Here is a 17362-nt window from a genome sequence, read left to right on the forward strand (position 1 = left end):
TACCTGGGATTGTCAAGATTTTGTCAAAACCCTTAATAATTGTGGGCGAGAATCTCGGTAAATTCAAAATCTTAACAACTTTCTCCTGATGTTTCACAAGCACCAATACTCACCCAACTGCTAGAACCATCTTCCCAATGTTCTTTCTTCCATATCGGGGCATTGTGTTTGAGGGTATCAATAGCATATTGACAAGCTTCAAAAGCCTCACTTCGATGAGGACAACCTACAGCTACTAAAACGCTGATTTCGCCAACTCGCAAACGTCCAACGCGATGATGAATCGCGACTCGATTCACATCAGACATAGATAAGCGAATATCAGCAGCAATTTGATAAAATATCCGCAATGCCATCGGCTCATAAGCTTGATACTCTAGAGCAATCACTGGTTTACCATCGGTTTGATTGCGAACCATACCACTCATCACAACCACAGCACCATTGGCTGGATCGTCAGATTTGCTATAAATTTCTTCCAGAGATAATGGTGCAAAGGTAATGGCAAAACTATCTTCAGCTCTTGGTTTAACAGCAGAGGCAAGTGTGGTTGTCATAACAGCGTTGATATTATGTGGGCTTTTTCTATTGTCTCTGATTTACCTAAACCCTACACAACGCAAGAATTATTGAAAACCCTACATACAGTTATTAGTCATTAGGTGTTGCTGAATCGAGGTATGAATTTGGATGTAGAGACGTTGCAATTGCTAGTCTCTACAAGGATTTTGAAATAACGCAAAATTATTTTTCATACCGCAATCAGCAACGCCAGTCATTAATCTGCACAATCTAGACGATCGCAGTCATATCTACCTTTAATCTCTTGATTGAAAAAGCTGCCAATTGAGTCCGAGGAATGTAAATCTTCCCAAGTATCCTCGTCTACGCCTAAGTACTGATAAACAGCTCCACTTTGAAACTCAACTTGCAAAATCTGTTCCTTGTGATCATAGCCTACAGCCATAGCCATTGAGGAGACAACTGGTAGCATGACAATTGGTTCTTCTTCAAAGGGCAATGCAGGTGTTTCCGCGATTACCTCGTTGAGTTCTTGCAATCCTTCATAAGCTTGTATCGGTGCTGGAATTTCCAAAAACTCTAATTCGTCGCCTCGGTCGAGCAATAACTGCAAATATCCATCAGAGTGAGCGATCGCTACTAAACTGCTCAAGTCTACCTTAGATAGCTTCATTTATTTTTTGCTCTCCTATTGGCGTAGTCGGGAGTGTTAAAGTTTACTTTTATAGTACATTTGTATCATAAAAGCATTTAGCTGTCAAGTTTTTTTCCCTTGGGAGAATTTGAGGTGTGTAGAGACGCGAAAGCATTACGGCACAAAATACTCACGACTAGGCTTCGGTTAATGGGTGTGTTTGAGTCAGCGATCGCGGCAATTTCTGCTTTGTTGGGGGAACTCAAGAAACGAATGAAAAAATTGCATAAATGTTCAATTCGCCTCAGTTAAGTACTTGAAAATTTCAACTAATCTTCTCTATATCTAGACTTAACTAAACCTTCATGGCTGTTTGTATCGCTCGATTAGCTCATCCTTTCGGGTGAGTCAGAGATCAACCGATCAGATGACCTGACTGAAGGAAGCTGAGATTAATAATAAAGAGGAATCTATTAGTAAAGAACACCGATTGCATTTTACCTAAGTATAACTTATGAAACTCGCTACCGTAATAAATTCTGCACTTATTTTAGCTTCTATTACTCTTGTACCTGGAATCGCAGGCGCTCAAACAGCTACTACTAACAACAGTGAAACAATAGCTGTTAACTCGAATAATTTATCTAGTAACTCGACATCTGTGAATTACCTTCAGCCTTTGAATTTAGTTACTTTTGCTTATCAAGGAGGTTTGCAAAAACACGGGATTCCTAGTGGAGAAGCGTTAATACTTAAAACTCAGAATAGAAAGATTATTGCGAAAGATTTGGTGAAAGCTGCTGTTAATGCAGATAAATTACCATCACAATTTTTAAACGACCAAAATTATCTAAGTGCTGTTAATTTACAACTCAACGTGTTGCCAGATTATGCTGCTGCTGATTGATTTGGTTTTTCTTACATTAAAAGCTTTTTATACACAGTCGAACTGCGTATAAAAGAAAATTTGATATTGAATGAAGAACAATTTCTAAGTTTTAAGATAAGTTCTGCCTATAAGTTGCAACAATCCTGTGCTAAAGGCGTAGAAAATTGTATAATCAACAGTTTATTGAGCAAAAATTTTGTTTTCTATAGAAAATGACAGAAGTAATTAGATCCGGGGGCCTAAATAATATTGAGTCCATTGAGTTTGAAGAGCAGTGCTTAGAAAAAGCTAGAGAAACAGGCGATCGCAACAGAGAAGTGATTTCTTTGGGAAGTTTGGGCAATGCTTACCAGTCACTAGGCGAGTACCACCTAGCAATTGAGTTTTATCAGCAATGGTTGGATATAGCTAGAGAAATAGGCGATCGCTTAGAGGAAGCTAAATCTTTATCTGGGTTGGGTAACGCTTATCAATCACTGGGAAAATACCAGCGAGCGATTGAATTTTATCACCAGTGGTTGAGTATTACCAGGAAAATAGGCGATCATACTGGCGAAGGCATAAGCTTGGGAAGTTTGGGCAATACTTATGAATACCTCGGCAAGTACGAGCAAGCGATAGAGTTTTATCAGCAGTGGTTGAGTATAACCAAAAAAACAGGCGATTGGACTGGGGAATGTATAAGCCTGGGAAGTTTGGGCAATACTTATGAATCTTTGGGAAATTACCAACTAGCAATTGAGTTTTACCAACAATGGTTAGGGCTGACAAAATTCATCAGCGATCGCAATGGACAAGCCATGGCCTTGAGTGGGTTGGGCAGTGCTTATAAAGCTTTGGGACAGTATCAAAGGGCGTTTGAGTTTTATCAGCATTCATTAGAGATCAGAAGGGATCTTGACGATCAAAATGGGGAAGCAAACGCCTGGTTTAATTTGGGTTTGGTGTTAGAAAAAATCAATCGAGAATCAGAAGCGATGAATGCCTTTTGCAATGCTCGTGAAATCTATCAGGCAATGGGACTTGATGCTAGCCTGCAAGATTGTAACCATGCCATTGAGCTTCTTTCTCAAAATATTGCAAATTTCGCATCTGGCTTCTGGTTTGAGAGATGGTTAAATAATTTGTCGCAGTTGATCAAAGCTAGTTCTAAATAATCAAGAGTCCTGATACCAAGTTGCGTTCAAAAATATTAGTTTTGACTCAAAGAGGCTTCTTGACTATCGCCTATTGCCTCCTGCCTATTGCCTATTGCCTATTGCCTATTACCTATCGCCTATTTCCTATTGCCTATTGCCCCTACCCCCTGCCTTTCTTTCTAATTCACTCAAGACTCAGCACGATACTTATTGAATACTGCAACTGAGTCATTGCGATCAAAAGAAAGCACAGAAAACGGGTCTTTTCGATTCCCCATCTCCATCCCAGGAGTGCCTACAGGCATTTGAGGAACAGATAAACCAACAACATTTGGTTTTTCTTGAAGCAGACGTTTAATATCATCTGCTGGGACGTGTCCTTCGATCACATATCCATTAACAATTGCTGTATGGCAAGATGACAAGTTATCCGGCACGTTGTACTTTTGTTTGACTGTTTCGATGTCAGTTGTAGAAAAATCTGTAATTTTAAAACCCTGTGCCTTTAAGTGATCAATCCACCCACCACAACAGTTACAATCGGGACTGTGATATACAGTAGCATTTAGCACTGTTGAGTTTAATGGTGTTTGTTGCTCCTGGATGTGCCTAGTGCTACTTACGAGTTGAGTATTACTTGCAACAGAAGCTAGAGCATAACTCAGATCGGCAGTGCTTCCCAAGATGCCCAACATTGCTGTTGTTAGACAAATCATGACCACTACTCGCACAGCAGCAGGTACTAAGATGGGAAGTAACCATTTTTGCCAACAATAAATCAATTTTTTGGGCGACATCTGAAGACTTCCTGACTACAACATTGCATAAAATTGTAACGAATTCTCTTCAGAAAAACTCTGCGTTTAAAAACACTACGATTTTATGCCAAACGATACTACATCCGATAAACTAAAAGCGATTTATTATCAGTTATCATAACTGCTAAAAAGGTTGTAATATTAACGCTTATAGCCATTTTTCAGGAAAACTGACAGAGCGATGTCTACGACGGGCGGTTCCTGAGCGCAGCCGAAGGGCTACGCCTACGCTTTTTTTGAGGCGATCGTTGCATGACTCGTATTTTGATTCAGCAACGCTTACTTTTTAGCTTTATTTCCCTACCAGTTTGGTGTTTTGTGAATAGTCTGTATAGCCTTGAATATTTTCTGGTTCAAATGGACGCAGTAGGCGCGTAGCTTCGCGTATTAAATCCTCACTTCCGGTAACTGCAATTAAGTATTTGCCAGCATTCAAACGGTTACGATAGGGTAAAGCATCGCCACTGCTAACTGTTAACCCGACTCCTCGACCGATTAAACCAGCGCCCAAAGCACCGGCAATAGCTCCTAAGATCCCCGCAAGAAATTCATTGCCAAATCGAGCAAATTCGGGAAATATTTCAATTTCTGTGAGATGGTTGAAGGCATAACCTGCAACAAATCCAAAGGGTACAAGCCACCAAAAGAGCCGATTTGATTGTTTGCGGGCTTGCTTGTCAGGATCAACTAGTCCAAATTCATCAGCACTTAGATAACCATCGCCTAAAATATTGACTTGTGAAGTTGGCAAGCCTGCTTTTTCCAGAGCAGAGTAGGCGGCTTCAGCTTGTATTCGATCTGATAAAACTGCAACAAGATAATTCATAAGACTTCGCGGAAAATATGAAAGATGAAGTAAACAATATATAGCTTTTTTGTGCAGAATTAATAAAACTGCTTAATACGAGCCGAGCTATTCTGCCTTTTTGTGCCAATGCCCATCATCGCCTTTTTCGTAATCGCGCTTTACCGCACTCCACGCAACCCGAAAGGCACTTTCTTCTTCCTCATATTCTTCTAGAGCATTGTTAAATGCAGCCCGAAAAATTTCTTGGGCGTGCTTGGGTAAGTGTTCTTTGACTGAATCAGGTAAGTCTGCAATCCGTTTGTAAGGCATAAATTTCGTTTCCTTAATTGATGCCAGTAAAGCAACTATAGCGCTTCTCTGTTGAGTGCAATACAGACCGTATGTGCGTAAGTTTTAACTTAGATCGTTTGGGATAAGCACAAGCCATAAATGCCCCTGCTTCTTCATGTCGCACAAAGATGCAGAGGGGAAAAATGACTGTACTTCTCCCCTACTCTCCAACTCAGGTTGGCACTTGGCTTTGAGGTGGAAAGCCATGTTGGATTCTGCCTTCATCAGCATCAAACTGCTTGGAACTTTTAAAGAGTTCAAAACGCCCATCGGCAGCATATTGGGCACAGCGATCGCGCAACGCTTGCATTTCTTTTGCCTGCATCGGTTGAAAGCCACGGGCGATCGCTAAATTTTGCCGCAGTACTTCTAGAGAATCAATACCACTGACAACTGTAGCGATCGGTAAACTCATGGCATACCGGATGGCTTCTTGAGGAGTCACTACACCTTTTTTGACTGCATCACCATTCCCACTGAGACTTTTCATACCAATGGCCGCTATTTGGCGTTTGTTGAGTTCTGGTAACACCTGCCGCTCAAAACTGCGGAAGCTGGCATCAAAACAATTAAGCGGCATTTGTACTGTATCAAATGGGTAATTGTAAGAGAGCATTTTTAGATGAATAGCTGGGTCTTTGTGACCCGTAAAGCCAACGAATCTGACTTTACCCTCTTTTTTGGCCTGATCCAGAGCTTCAATTGCCCCGTTGGTACGAAAAATCCTTTCTGGATCGTTGTCGTAAACAACTTCGTGGATTTGCCACAAGTCGAGGTGGTCAGTTTTGAGACGACGTAGGGATTCTTCAAGTTGCTGCATTGCCACTTTGCGATCGCGTCCGTGGGTGCAAACCTTCGTCATCAAAAAAACTTTGTCTCGTCGTCCTTGCAACGCCTCTCCCATCCACTCTTCACTACGATGCTTGTTGTATTCCCAAGCGTTATCCATGAAGGTGATGCCGTTGTCAATAGCTTCGTGGGCGATGCGAATTGCTTCTTCCTTGCTCTTTGCTTGCCCTAAAGTTGAACCTCCCAAACCGATCGCCGACACTTTTACCCCTGTTTTTCCCAGTGGACGCAGAGGAATTTCACCACTGTTTGTCCTATTCGTTGGAGTTGCAGATAATGCTGGAACCTGTACCGCTTCCACCTCAGAATTAACATTGAGGATGTGGTCAGCGAAAATCGCCCCCGCGCCTGCACCGATAAACCCTATTCCTTTTAAAAAATGTCGCCGCTTTAGCTCTAAAGGCAGATGCTTTTGGGCGGCTTCATCATTGTTTTGATCTGCCATTTTTTTGCAATTATATACTTAATATTTGCCAATTTTGTCCAAAAATTACACGCTTGAAAATAATTCCTAATTTAATTCTTAACTACGAATTACTTTAGCGGGTTCGCTTACTCTGTAAGAGTTGCAAACTACGTTTTTAGCATTTCGTAGAGAGCGTCATTAGTGATTACTTAAAAGCGTGATAGTGTCTACAAACTAATTATTTGTGGCTTAAAACTTGATGTACTATCCCAATAATTAACCTGGTTAATATTCACCTTCAGCAAAGCAATATCCGGTTCATCCAATCCTTTAGGAAACCAAGTTTGAAGTTCCGGCTTCCATAGTTCTCGCATCTTGTTGCGGTCTTTCACGAGTTCTGCATCACCTGAGATAGAAACATATCGCTGCTGTTGAGCTGACGAGAAAGTAACATTCACCTGCTGATGGTGTTCAACTTCACTCACCTTATAGGAACTAGCGTATGTAAAGAACCAGAGTATGGCTTCCGAGCTAATTTCACCACTTTTTGACATGGGACAACTATGCAAAGTGCCATCATCATCGACTGTGGTAAACATCCCATAATCAATATCTTTGATCAGTTCATGTAGTTTTTGAATCTCTTGCTCACGCCCTGTAGAAGTTGCCATTATTTGTACTCTTTTCTCTATTTTGCAATCTTGACTGTAATTGTTTGATACAGCCAGATTTAATACTGGTAAAGTTATTTTCAGTATTAACCTTTTTAGTTTCAATTACGTGAGTCTAAAGGTGTAATTATAATAAATTTAATTTTATTCTTTTAGTTATATCTATAGAGATATTGATTGAGAGTCACTGCTTCATTTATCTATGACTTGTATGCATATCAATATAAATTTTGCATTACTTCTGTAGACATAAATTTTATATTTGTTGCACTCAACCAGATTGAAAGCGATCGCACTCTAAAAATCAAATCAATTTGGTTTTTCGGCTGCTCTATAATTTCACTGTTTAACCCTCAGTATCTCCGGTACAATACAAGTAAATAGAAGTTTCAAAACTCCTTGATTTTTCAACATTTTTCTTCTTAGAAGAAAGTTTCTATTAATTAACCCTTTCAAATTTTGCATCCACAAAATAAAAACTCCACTTTTTTTAAAATTAGTGGAGTAATTAATTTAATACTCTTAGTAATGAGGAATAGCTAATATTGCTATTATCACTGCGAAAACTCAATTATTGTAAAGCTTTCTTAACTTCATCTTTAACGTTTTCTACAGTGTGAGAAACTTGGGCTTCAGCTTGCTTTGCTTGCCCTTCAGCTTTAGCTTGTGGATTACCGGTTATTTCACCCACAACCTCTTGAATTTTACCTTCAATATTTTTTGCAGTAGCTTCTACTCTTTTTTCAGCACTCATGGTTTTTATCTCCAACTTGTAGTTGATTCAGCTATTACATAAACTAACATTTGGGTATTTTTTTTTACCTCCATCAAGGGATGGAATAATTCAGTAAGTTATATTAACCTAAGATAGATGCCAAGTGTTGCAGAAACACGCAGTGCAAAAAAATGAAATTATAGCAATCCGATTTGATTTCTATTCGTGTAGCGTGGCGTAGCCATACTTATTTGCGTAGGAGGCAATAGGGAATAGGGAATAGGCAAGAGGCAAGAGGCAACGGGCAAGAGGCAAGAGGCAATAACCTCTTTGAGTTGTACTAAATTTTTTCGGAAATCAAATATGAGTCCTATATGATTAGGAAACGCATAAGTAAAAGCTAATTTTCAACAAAAGGAAACTAAAGGAGTGGCAACAAAACGTCAAAAAAATGTATGGATGAATGAGATTAATGACATCATTCGGGGTGCTTGTGGAGGTTTTTTGTTTGGCATCCCTTTACTGTACACAATGGAGGTTTGGTGGATAGGATCGCTGGCAAAACCACAACTGATGATGACGGCGATCGCATTGATGTTTATTGTGGTTTACTTGCTCAATCAGATCGAAGGCTTTCGGAAACGCAGATATAGCTGGCTAGCTGATCAAACTGTAATGGATACCGTAGAAGCGATCGCGATCGGACTAGCTTGCTCTACCTTTGTGCTGTTACTATTGCGAGAATTGACACTAGAAACTTCCCTCAAGGAATCTTTAGGTAAAATCATCTTTGAAAGTGTGCCCTTTGCTCTCGGTGTAGCATTAGCGAATCAGCTGTTGGGAGATAGTGCAAACAGCAATGCAAAAGAACAAGCAAGCGATCGAGGAAACAACACAACCAACAATAAAGAGGATGAGTTACACGCCACCTTCACCGATTTAGGTGCAACTCTAATTGGTGCAACTGTAATTGCATTTAACATTGCTCCAACAGATGAAATTCCCATGCTTGCAGCCGCAGCCTCGCCACCTTGGCAATTAGCAATGATTGCCACATCCTTATTGATTTCTTATGGCATTGTATTTCAGGCAGGCTTTTCTGACCAACAAAAGCGCAAACAGCAAAAGGGAATTTTCCAACGACCATCGAGCGAAACCATTATGTCCTATCTAGTGTCGCTGTTAGCAGCCGCTTTTATGCTGTGGTTCTTTCAAAAGTTAACTTTTAGCGACCCCTGGACAATGTGGTTAGATCACACATTGATGCTGGGCTTACCTGCAACTATTGGTGGTGCAGCCGGAAGGTTAGCAATATGACTAAAACAGAACAACCAAAGCGCTCAATAGCTGAGTGGGTAACATTCAGCATCGCCTCATTCATTTTAGCAATCATTGTGAGTCTGGTAGGCTACACTTGGCTGAACGAAAAAAATCAACCTCCGATCCTTTCTGTGACTAAAAAACAAACAATTCGGGAAATTAATGGTCAATTTTATGTTCCCTTTGAAGTTGTCAATAGTGGAGGAGATACAGTTGAGTCAGTTCAGATTATGGCTGAATTAATGATTGACGGCAAAGTTACAGAAACAGGAGAGCAACAGATCGACTTTTTATCTAGTGGAGAAAGTGAAGAAGGCGCATTTATATTCAGCCATAACCCGCGTCAAGGTCGGCTAAATCTGCGTGTTGCTAGCTATAAATTACCATAGTGAAGATAATAACAAATTGAGCGTCTTCGCGGTTCAATAATTGGTGTTGCTGAATTGAAGTATGAATCTAGATGTAGAGAGTAGCACTGCTACGTCTCTACAAGGATTTTGGTATTATGCAAAATCGTTTTCATACATGGAATCAGCAACCCCAATAATTTATCCCTGTTTTATGCAACGCCCGTTCTTTATTTCTGCACTATAGGTGCATCTTCTATAGGGGCCTACAGTTGCACGCCCTTACCCTACTCCATAATATATATGCAAGAAACCTCCACTCATCCTGCCTGCTGTATTTAAGATTTACTCTATAAATAGCCTTTAATTGTGCATTACCTGATTGTATGGACACTATTAAATACATTTTGACTGAAAACCAGATGCCAAAAGCTTGGTATAATATCCAGGCTGACTTGCCACAAGCCTTACCACCAGTTTTAAATCCTGGTACTGGAAAGGCAATTACACCAGATGAATTATTACCTCTGTTCCCATTGGCGTTAATTGAGCAAGAAGTTAGTCAACAAAGATGGATTGAAATACCAGATGCAGTACGCTCTATTTATTGCCAGTGGCGACCAACTCCTCTTTATCGTGCCCGTCGTTTAGAACAAGCTTTAGATACGCCTGCCAAAATTTATTACAAATATGAGGGTGTTAGTCCCTCTGGAAGCCACAAACCCAATACTGCGGTTGCTCAAGCATTTTATAACAAACAAGCTGGAGTAAAAAAGCTAACTACTGAAACGGGAGCCGGACAGTGGGGATCATCTTTAGCTTTTGCTGGGGCGCTATTCGGTTTAGAAGTCCTAGTTTACATGGTAAAGGTCAGCTATCAGCAAAAGCCTTACCGTCGGGCTTTAATGGAAACCTACGGCGCGAGGGTAGTTGCTAGCCCAAGTGCTGAAACCCAAGCCGGACGTAAAATTCTTGCACAATATGCCAATAGCACTGGCAGTTTAGGAATTGCGATTAGTGAGGCTGTAGAAGTAGCTGCGGCTGATGAACAAACTAAGTATGCTTTAGGTAGCGTTCTCAATCACGTGCTGCTACATCAAACCGTGATTGGGTTGGAAGCACTTACTCAGTTAGAGATGGCAGGAGATTACCCTGATATTGTCATTGGTTGCACAGGTGGCGGTAGTAACCTTGCTGGAATTGCTTTTCCATTTATCGGTGCTAAACTGCGAGGAGAACGAGATGTACAAGTAATAGCTGTCGAACCTGCTGCTTGTCCATCATTGACTCGTGGTAAATATGCTTACGATTTTGGTGATACTGCCCACTTGACTCCACTCACCAAGATGCATACTTTGGGCAGTGAGTTTGTGCCAGAAGGAATTCATGCGGGAGGTTTACGTTATCACGGTATGGCCCCGCTTGTGAGCCATGTTGTCAATTTGGGATTAGTTCAATCGCGTGCTGAATACCAACTCGGTTGTTTTGCTGCTGGATTAACTTTTGCCAAAGCAGAAGGAATTCTACCAGCACCAGAAGCCAATCATGCAGTCAAAGCAACAATCGATGAAGCAAAGCTTTGTAAAGAAGAAGGTATAAGCAAAACTATCCTGTTCAACCTTTGCGGTCATGGACATTTTGATATGCAAGCTTATATTGATTATCAAGCTGGACGACTTATTGATACAGAATATAGTGCAAATGAAGTGGCGATGGCACTGGCAGGATTACCTGTACTTGAGTAGTGACTGATTCGCTATTCAAATGTGGTCGTTCCGACCACATTTTTTTGTGCGCCGCCCTGTCTTATATCATGTCCGCATAATTAGTTATGCTAACCACAGTCATTGCACCCCTCCCCGCAGGCGGGGCTACGGTGTACACACAAGTTTTTATCACCTGCACCTTTGTTGCATCAACTTGCACCTTTGTTGCATCGACTTGCACCTTTGTTGCATCGACCTGCAAAAATTAGACTTCTTAGAGGATATTTGAAAAGTCCTCTTCTTGGTAGCAAAACGTTCTAGATCCCCCTAAATCCCCCTTAAAAAGGGGGACTTTGAAAGGTTTTGCCCCCCTTAAAAAGGGGGGTTGGGGGGATCAATAAGTGCCTAAAATCACAGCCAACCACTTTTCAAACAACTTCTTGGCATTTGTCGAGAAAAGGGAAAGGGAAAAGGTTCTGTATTGTCCCCTTTCCCTTTAACCTTTACCCTTTTCCCCCTCTTGCAAAAGTGCTTTTTGCAAGAGGTCTATTAACCTACTCTACGTTACGCAGTAATTCTACAAAACTTGTGTGTACACGGTAGCGCAGGCGGGGGTGGGGTGATTCGGGTTTAATAAGCAATCAAGCGGACATGATATTACGTATTTTTCTAAATACAGAATTGCGGTTGCTGCTGAATAATTTTACTCCCATCTGAGAATTACTGCGCTCAATGGCGGCTAGTTTCCGCAGGCTCCTTCGGTTGTGTGGGGGTTAGGTTTTGTTTGGTTTTAGGTGGAATAACATATCCTACTGCACCAATCCCCACCATTCCACCGCCGATGATATACATAATATTTCTAGTGAAGTATTGGGAGCCGATGTATCCAAAGGTGATTGCTGCAACTGTTGTGACGATCATTTGAGGTAGTTTCATATTTAAAATGCCGTTGTTTGCTTAATCAAAAAGTGATTCCTACTCCTGAGAATCGGTACTATTCATTGCTTTGTCGCTGAGGTTTTTCATCCAATGAAGCACTAGCAGCAAAGCTGGAAAAACTAATTAGCATCCAGCCCAAGCAGATATGCTTTCGTTTGTGCCACTCATCCTGCTTGCTGAGAGTAACTGATTTTATGTTTGGCTCAATAATCTCTAATCCCCAAAACCAAAGCGTGCCGATCGCAAACAAGCAACTACTTGCAATAGAGGCAACCGCAATTGTGTTTAGAATCCGAACAGTAAAACTCGGATTTCTTACAAAAGGCTTTTGCTGACGGCGATTACGGAACAGGGCTAATTTATCAGTGTCTATATACTCTTGTTGAATCAAGGGGTAAGCAATTTGTTGATTATTAGTCATTTGTTGTCACCAGCACGTAGTCTTGATCGCATCCATATCAGGCAGTTACCAATAATAAAATGCACTGCTGGCGCTTTGCTTTCGCCCCCAGAGGGGCATTTTATTTATTGGATCTCCCTCAGTGAGGACATAATAAGCTTCCGCTACAGGTTGTACTAGATTCCGCAGAGGGGTATCAAATTTTCTTTGGTAAGAAGTTAGGAGCGATCGCCCGATCTAGAGTTTTTCTTGTTTGAGTTTTGCGATCACTTTTTGGAACACGATCAGCAGGGTTATCTTCCTTTACAGATATAACCTGTTATGAGAGCAACCGTGAAGCCCCTTAAATAGTTTGTTATAATCTAAGTAACAGTATTACAACATACCTCTAGTCTGGTTTTTGACAACTCAAACTTGTTGAGAAAAAAGTTTCGTTTGCAACGCAAAGGTTCAGTTGCTCAAAAAGCTCTAAGATGCAATGAATAATAAGTAGTATTTTTACTTTTAACTTTATTAGATAAAGTTATATTCCTTTAGTAGAAGTCAGACTAATCAAAATATTTTTATACTATTAACCAAGCAAAAATGTATAAAAATTTCCATTGAATGTAAGCAAATAGAAAAGAGGTTTCAATGAGCTTATTAAATATTAATGATACTGGAGTCACATTATCAGTTAAGAATGATGACGAGAATGCTATTGACTGGAAACAAATAACACATCCACGTCCACAGTTGCAGCGATCGCCTTGGCAAAGCCTAAATGGTTTGTGGAAGTTTGCATTTGATGACGAAGGAAAATGTGTTCAACCCAGTGACCTAAAGCAATGGACTCATTTGATAGAAGTTCCGTTTGCTCCTGAATCAAGTAAAAGCGGGATAGATGACAGGAATTTCCACTCGAACTGTTGGTACGAACGGGAATTTGCAACACCAGAAGGTGATGGTAGATTGTTGTTACACTTTGGTGCGGTGGACTATCGTGCTCGTGTATGGGTTAACGATCAATACATAGCTGAACATGAAGGCGGACACACCAGTTTCTCGCTCGATATTACTCACGTTTTGAATGACACTGGGACAACAAAAGTAACAGTATGGGCGCAAGATGATCCGCAAGACCTCGCCAAACCTCGCGGTAAACAAGATTGGCAATTGAAACCACACAGTATTTGGTATCCTCGCACTACCGGCATTTGGCAGACAGTCTGGATTGAGCGAGTCGGTAAGACTTATCTGGGCCATCTGTGCTGGAATTCTGATTTTGAACGATGGGAACTTGGTTTTGAAGCGGTGCTGGCAGGTGATGTGCCTGTTTCCGGCGTACAAATCAAGATGAAATTGAGCATTGGCAGTAATGTATTGGTGAATGATACATACGAAGTGCTGAACGGAGAAATTAACCGCCGTATTGCTCTTGGCGATCCTGGGATTGATGACTTCCGTAATGAATTATTGTGGAGTCCAGAAAAACCAACGTTAATTGATGCCAAAATTGAATTGTGGAGCAACGGTCAGTTATTAGATGAAGTAAAGTCTTACACAGCGATCCGAACAGTGAGCGTACAGCGCGATCGCTTTATGCTCAATGGTCGCCCCTACTATTTACGCCTTGTTCTCGATCAAGGCTACTGGCCAGATACACTGATGACTCCACCCAGCGATGAAGCGTTGCGACGTGATGTAGAACTCGTCAAAGCAATGGGTTTCAATGGAGTACGCAAACACCAAAAAATTGAAGACCCCCGATTTTTGTATTGGGCAGATGTTTTAGGGTTATTGGTATGGGAAGAAATGCCCAGCGCCTATCGCTTTACCCGTAAAGCCGTAGAACGCATGACGCGCGAATGGACTGAAGTGATCAAGCGAGATTCCAGCCATCCATGTATTGTTGCTTGGGTGCCGTTTAATGAATCTTGGGGAGTACCGAATTTAGTGGAGACAGCAGCTCACCGCAACTATGTTTTAGCCATGTATCACTTAACCAAAACCCTTGACCCAACTCGTCCAGTGATTGGTAACGATGGCTGGGAAAGTACGGATACAGACATTCTGGCAATTCATGATTATGATACCAAGCCACTGCAATTACTCCGTCGTTATGGGCCAGAGGTGAAGTTGTCAGATATGCTCAATCATAAACGCCCCGGAGGACGTATCCTCACACTCGACAACTATCCACATCAAGGGCAACCAGTTATGCTCACAGAGTTTGGTGGTATTGCTTATGCTCCAGAAGACGAGCCAAATACAGATAAAGCTTGGGGATATGAGCGTTGCTGGAGTATCTCCGAGTTAGAAATGAAATATGCTGCTCTACTCGAAACCATCAATAACATTGAACTGTTTAGCGGCTTCTGTTACACACAATTTACCGATACTTTCCAAGAAGCTAACGGTTTATTGTACAGCGATCGCACCCCCAAATTTCCCCTTGAGGCAATCCGGGCTGCAACCATTTCAGGAGGCGGATTTTGCACTCCTAGTAGATGTTAAAGTTGGGAATTTGAGACTGAGATTTTTGGTGTTGCTGAATCGAGGTATGAATTTGGATGTAGAGACGTTGCAATGCAACGTCTCTACAAAGATTTTGAAATAACGCAAAATTATTTTTCATACCGCAATCAGCAACGCCAGATTTTTTTACTGTTAGGTAAATAAAGAAAGTGCCTGAATAGGTTTTAGCTATTCAGGCGATGGCATTTATATTCGCAGTCACAACTAGATTACGACAGCCACATCCACAACTCAAATATTAAGCATTACAACTACCTATGAAAACCATCAAAATCAACAACAGCCTTTTCTTAACGTGAGTTCGATGAACCTCTCCCCAACCCCTCTCCGAGGCGGAGAGGGGCAGAAATATTTTTAGTTGACAACGAAAAAATTAGAGTTTCAAAGCCTCTCTTCCTGTGGGGGAGAGGTTTGGAGAGGGGTTTTTAGAGCCGTCGAACTCACGTTTTCTTAATCTCCCCTAGACAGCCCAAACTACAAGCTCATCAAACCACTGGAAATAATTACGGCGGTTCCTAAAATCACAGACATCCTTCCCAAAGACTACCGATTTCGGAATGCTCAAGTCTAATCTTGAGTCTTTTGTTGATAAATTTGCGGCGCAAGAATCACTTGAATTTGCTTCTCGTGGCATCTTTCAGAAAAAATGCTAAGTTTATCTGACTCGTCTCCTTCAATTAACAAAGATCGCAAAAATCCTTGAAATCCTAAAAAAGCTAATTCGTAGATAGCTTTTTGACTAAAATTACCTTCAAAATAGCCCGTGTGGGTATCAACACCTTGAGGATCTCTATTGTTAATAGATTTCCGAATAAATGCTAAGGTTAGAAAAATATAATTACCAAAATTTATTGCTGGTTTTTTGATGGCAGAACTAACAATTCCTATCTTATTAAACCTATCATCTTTATAATCTGTACAGTCAAAATATGTAAATAAATCTGCGGGTTGTACTAACTCTTCTGAAATTTCAGTTATCTCTTCAAGTTTTCTATGTTCGCTACTAGAAGAACGAATTTCTAAATATTTATAAGGGTTATCAAGTCTGTAACCCTTGCCATCATCTTGTTTGGATAAATTAACAACTCCATATCTGGGTGTGTGACCCACTGAATCATTTTTATTGTTGAAATGCTTAACGGTTATATTACCAAGTCTGTAGCCACTAATCCGAGTTCGCGCTGGGAAACTAAAATAATTTGCGGCAGTAGAGGTAAATCGTAATGCTAAGTCTCCCTCATTACAAAATATATAAGCTTCTTCGCAACGACGTAAAGAAGAACGAAGAAAATTAGCACGTCCTGGCAAGATACTTTCTATAGGAATATCAGGTGCAACTAGCACAAGTCTGCCTAAGCGAAATACATTGCCAATATCCGAATTTGGTTTTTTATTAATAGATTTAACGTCAAAAACATCAGAGAGAATACGAATTACATCTGTAACTACAAAACACCCCATACTATGACTAATAAAAGATAATTTAATCCGTTTGTTTGGGGGCAAATTCACAGTATGATCGAGTTGTCTAATCAATTCAACTAAATCTGTAACTCCATAATTACTTGCTCTATAAGTATCACGAAAATAAGTAGACATCCTGAGAATAATTAATGTAAAAAGAATTGAAGATACAATGCCAGATAAAATTAATATTGCTGTATAAAAGTGGACAGCACTATTACTCAAAATATTTAGGAACAATAAAGCTATAGCAGACCATATACTGATTGTTAGTCCCAGAACTAAATTGATAGCTAGTAAAATTGGTAGAGAAGAAAGTGCGTTGATTAGCTTTTGTCCAAATGAACCAGACTCATCTGTTTTTACGGGATTTTCTGATGGCCATCTATATCCTATAAAAATATACTTATTTGGTTGCTGAATGTGCGTATTAACATATTCATAAATCTTTTTACAACCTATCTCTGTATCAGATGGTGTAGAACTATATCCATGAATATTTATAATAATTTCTGGTTCGGAGCTTGATTGTAAACTTTGAGCAATTTTCTGAATCATTTCTTGGGCTGAAGGTTCAGCTTGTCCATCATTTAGATTAAAAAAATTTTTGTTAGCAACAGATGATAAATAGCTATTAGAATTCTGTTCTTCTGTTTCAACGTTTAGCTTGGCAGTACTAACTACTAAATAACCAGAGATGTTTTCTTGATTATTTTTTTTAAATTCGTAAATTTTATACGGTTGATTGTCTGCCAAATTCTTCTTATCAGGAGAGTTCATTAGCTCTATTTCCTTTTACAATTTAGGTTCAGTATATCGCAATCGCTTTTTGTTGGTGTAAAGTCAGGCTGCTTAGATACTGAAAAGATTCACTCAGTAGTTACAGCA

The 17362-nt window shown here is 40.3% G+C and carries 18 protein-coding genes; 6 read left to right on the forward strand and 12 right to left on the reverse strand.

What is annotated here, in order from left to right; translation table 11 throughout:
- Positions 1-71 precede the first annotated feature (71 nt).
- Together RMX98_RS23425 and RMX98_RS23430 are read right to left on the reverse strand one after the other, a co-directional pair.
- Positions 72-557, reverse strand: coding sequence for a molybdenum cofactor biosynthesis protein MoaE (locus RMX98_RS23425; RefSeq protein ID WP_322679662.1), 486 nt, complete (start codon positions 555-557; stop codon positions 72-74).
- A gap of 221 nt (positions 558-778) precedes the next feature.
- Complete coding sequence (locus RMX98_RS23430; RefSeq protein WP_322679663.1) at positions 779-1195, reverse strand: KTSC domain-containing protein; 417 nt, start codon at positions 1193-1195, stop codon at positions 779-781.
- A gap of 475 nt (positions 1196-1670) precedes the next feature.
- Here RMX98_RS23430 and RMX98_RS23435 point away from each other — a divergent pair, with 475 nt between their 5' ends.
- Both RMX98_RS23435 and RMX98_RS23440 read left to right on the forward strand, forming a co-directional pair.
- A complete protein-coding gene (locus RMX98_RS23435) occupies positions 1671-2063 on the forward strand; it encodes a hypothetical protein (RefSeq protein ID WP_322679664.1) in 393 nt (130 codons plus the stop codon).
- Positions 2064-2257: 194 nt separating this feature from the next.
- The gene (locus RMX98_RS23440) at positions 2258-3202 is read left to right on the forward strand and encodes a tetratricopeptide repeat protein (protein ID WP_322679665.1); all 945 of its coding nucleotides are present in this window, start codon (positions 2258-2260) and stop codon (positions 3200-3202) included.
- Between the two features lie 170 nt (positions 3203-3372).
- On the opposite strand, the gene RMX98_RS23445 is transcribed toward RMX98_RS23440, so the two are convergent.
- The 6 genes from RMX98_RS23445 to RMX98_RS23470 form a co-directional block, all read right to left on the reverse strand.
- Positions 3373-3981, reverse strand: a complete 609-nt coding sequence (locus tag RMX98_RS23445; RefSeq protein ID WP_322679666.1) for a DUF411 domain-containing protein — start codon at positions 3979-3981, stop codon at positions 3373-3375.
- 313 nt (positions 3982-4294) lie between these two features.
- Positions 4295-4828: a hypothetical protein gene (locus tag RMX98_RS23450; RefSeq protein ID WP_322679667.1), complete on the reverse strand. Its 534-nt coding sequence runs from the start codon at positions 4826-4828 to the stop codon at positions 4295-4297.
- An 87-nt stretch (positions 4829-4915) separates the two neighbouring features.
- Positions 4916-5119: a ChaB family protein gene (locus tag RMX98_RS23455; RefSeq protein WP_322679668.1), complete on the reverse strand. Its 204-nt coding sequence runs from the start codon at positions 5117-5119 to the stop codon at positions 4916-4918.
- Positions 5120-5312: 193 nt separating this feature from the next.
- Complete coding sequence (locus RMX98_RS23460) at positions 5313-6434, reverse strand: aldo/keto reductase (protein WP_322679669.1); 1122 nt, start codon at positions 6432-6434, stop codon at positions 5313-5315.
- Between the two features lie 188 nt (positions 6435-6622).
- Positions 6623-7066, reverse strand: coding sequence for a pyridoxamine 5'-phosphate oxidase family protein (locus tag RMX98_RS23465; protein ID WP_322679670.1), 444 nt, complete (start codon positions 7064-7066; stop codon positions 6623-6625).
- Positions 7067-7637: 571 nt separating this feature from the next.
- Positions 7638-7820, reverse strand: a complete 183-nt coding sequence (locus tag RMX98_RS23470; RefSeq protein ID WP_322679671.1) for a CsbD family protein — start codon at positions 7818-7820, stop codon at positions 7638-7640.
- 390 nt (positions 7821-8210) lie between these two features.
- Between RMX98_RS23470 and RMX98_RS23475 the strand changes: the two genes are divergently transcribed.
- From RMX98_RS23475 to RMX98_RS23485, 3 genes are all read left to right on the forward strand, one after another.
- Positions 8211-9098: a TIGR02587 family membrane protein gene (locus tag RMX98_RS23475; RefSeq protein WP_322679672.1), complete on the forward strand. Its 888-nt coding sequence runs from the start codon at positions 8211-8213 to the stop codon at positions 9096-9098.
- On the forward strand, positions 9095-9490 hold the full coding sequence (locus tag RMX98_RS23480) for a TIGR02588 family protein (RefSeq protein ID WP_322679673.1): 396 nt from the start codon (positions 9095-9097) through the stop codon (positions 9488-9490). Before RMX98_RS23475 ends, RMX98_RS23480 begins: the two co-directional genes overlap by 4 nt.
- Before the next feature lie 344 nt (positions 9491-9834).
- Positions 9835-11193, forward strand: a complete 1359-nt coding sequence (locus RMX98_RS23485) for a TrpB-like pyridoxal phosphate-dependent enzyme (RefSeq protein ID WP_322679674.1) — start codon at positions 9835-9837, stop codon at positions 11191-11193.
- Between the two features lie 690 nt (positions 11194-11883).
- On the opposite strand, the gene RMX98_RS23490 is transcribed toward RMX98_RS23485, so the two are convergent.
- Positions 11884-12090, reverse strand: coding sequence for a hypothetical protein (locus RMX98_RS23490; RefSeq protein WP_322679676.1), 207 nt, complete (start codon positions 12088-12090; stop codon positions 11884-11886).
- A gap of 58 nt (positions 12091-12148) precedes the next feature.
- Positions 12149-12514: a hypothetical protein gene (locus RMX98_RS23495; protein WP_322679677.1), complete on the reverse strand. Its 366-nt coding sequence runs from the start codon at positions 12512-12514 to the stop codon at positions 12149-12151.
- 612 nt (positions 12515-13126) lie between these two features.
- Here RMX98_RS23495 and RMX98_RS23500 point away from each other — a divergent pair.
- The gene (locus RMX98_RS23500; RefSeq protein WP_322679678.1) at positions 13127-14989 is read left to right on the forward strand and encodes a glycoside hydrolase family 2 protein; all 1863 of its coding nucleotides are present in this window, start codon (positions 13127-13129) and stop codon (positions 14987-14989) included.
- Here RMX98_RS23500 and RMX98_RS23505 read toward each other — a convergent pair.
- Both RMX98_RS23505 and RMX98_RS23510 read right to left on the reverse strand, forming a co-directional pair.
- Positions 14976-15110, reverse strand: a complete 135-nt coding sequence (locus tag RMX98_RS23505) for a hypothetical protein (RefSeq protein ID WP_409881780.1) — start codon at positions 15108-15110, stop codon at positions 14976-14978. The genes RMX98_RS23500 and RMX98_RS23505 overlap by 14 nt on opposite strands.
- 467 nt (positions 15111-15577) lie before the next feature.
- Entirely contained in the window at positions 15578-17254 is a 1677-nt protein-coding gene (locus RMX98_RS23510; RefSeq protein ID WP_322679679.1) for an alpha/beta hydrolase, read from the reverse strand.
- Between the last annotated feature and the right edge of the window lie 108 nt (positions 17255-17362).

This window comes from Nostoc sp. DedQUE02 (genome assembly GCF_034531035.1).
In the GTDB taxonomy this organism is placed as follows: Bacteria; Cyanobacteriota; Cyanobacteriia; order Cyanobacteriales; family Nostocaceae; genus Nostoc.